Raw genomic sequence first — 849 nt, forward strand, 5'->3', positions numbered from 1 at the left:
GTGACCTCGCATTCAACAACGCGAGGTTATTTCCATGAGAAAACACCGCACCGCAGAACAGTGGCAAGTCCTAATCGGTCAGCAGCGTGACAGCGGCCTGTCGGCCACGCAGTTCTGCAAGGAGCACAAACTCGGTTATGCCAGCTTCTGTAGTTGGCGCAAGCGCCTGTTGAGTCAGCCGGTCGGTGAGGCTGCGGATTCTGGTTATGCCAGCTTCCTGGATCTGTCATCGCTGATGGATGACTCGGCCTCTCCCGGAAGCGGCTGGAATATCGTGCTGAGCCTGGGTAATGGTGTTGAGCTAAGGCTGAGCCAGATCAGATGATCGGTCTGGATAGCCAGGCCCGGATCTGGCTGTGCACCGAGCCCACGGATATGCGCAAATCCTTCCGGGGGCTGAGCGCTCTGGTCCGCAATCAACTCAAGCAAGATCCGCTCAGCGGGCAGTATTTTGTCTTCGTTAACCGTCGCAAGACCCAAATGAAGATGTTGTATTTCACGCCCACGGGCTACTGCCTGTGGGCCAAGCGACTGGAGCAGGGGCAGTTCCGGGTACGGCCGTCTTCTTCGGGACAGCGCCCCTTAAACCTGACTGATCTCCAGTTGCTGATTGACGGTATCGAGGTGCAAAAGTACCGTCAGTTCAAGCGTTTTCGGGGCACGTAGCGGGTTGTGTTCCGGTATAATATCGGCCATGAATTCAATGGCTTCCGCGTCCTATTCCAACGCCCCTTCCTACTCGGTACTGGCCGAGGAGAATGCCCTGTTGCGTGAGCAGCTACAGGTCATGCAGCGGCAGTTGGACTGGTTCAAGAAGCAGCTGTTCGGCCCCAAGTCCGAGAAGCAGGT

The 849-nt window shown here is 56.8% G+C and carries 2 protein-coding genes; both read left to right on the forward strand.

The genetic code is table 11. From position 1 onward, the window contains the following. Positions 1 to 34: 34 nt before the first annotated feature. Positions 35 to 325 carry an IS66 family insertion sequence element accessory protein TnpA gene (tnpA, locus tag HZR81_RS23650; RefSeq protein ID WP_004423344.1) on the forward strand — a complete coding sequence of 97 codons (291 nt, stop codon included), beginning with the start codon at positions 35 to 37 and terminating at the stop codon, positions 323 to 325. Continuing rightward, complete coding sequence (tnpB, locus tag HZR81_RS23655) at positions 322 to 666, forward strand: IS66 family insertion sequence element accessory protein TnpB (RefSeq protein WP_004423345.1); 345 nt, start codon at positions 322 to 324, stop codon at positions 664 to 666. The genes tnpA and tnpB overlap by 4 nt, the downstream gene beginning before the upstream one ends. Positions 667 to 849: the final 183 nt, after the last annotated feature.

Source organism: Pseudomonas sp. LM13, assembly GCF_041381355.1.
GTDB classification, from domain to species: Bacteria; Pseudomonadota; Gammaproteobacteria; order Pseudomonadales; family Pseudomonadaceae; genus Stutzerimonas; species Stutzerimonas frequens.

What these genes read in the sequence shown, in the direction of transcription:
- tnpA (WP_004423344.1), top strand. Translation starts at nt 35, where the DNA reads ATGAGAAAACACCGCACCGCAGAACAGTGGCAAGTCCTAATCGGTCAG.
- tnpB (WP_004423345.1), top strand. Translation starts at nt 322, where the DNA reads ATGATCGGTCTGGATAGCCAGGCCCGGATCTGGCTGTGCACCGAGCCC.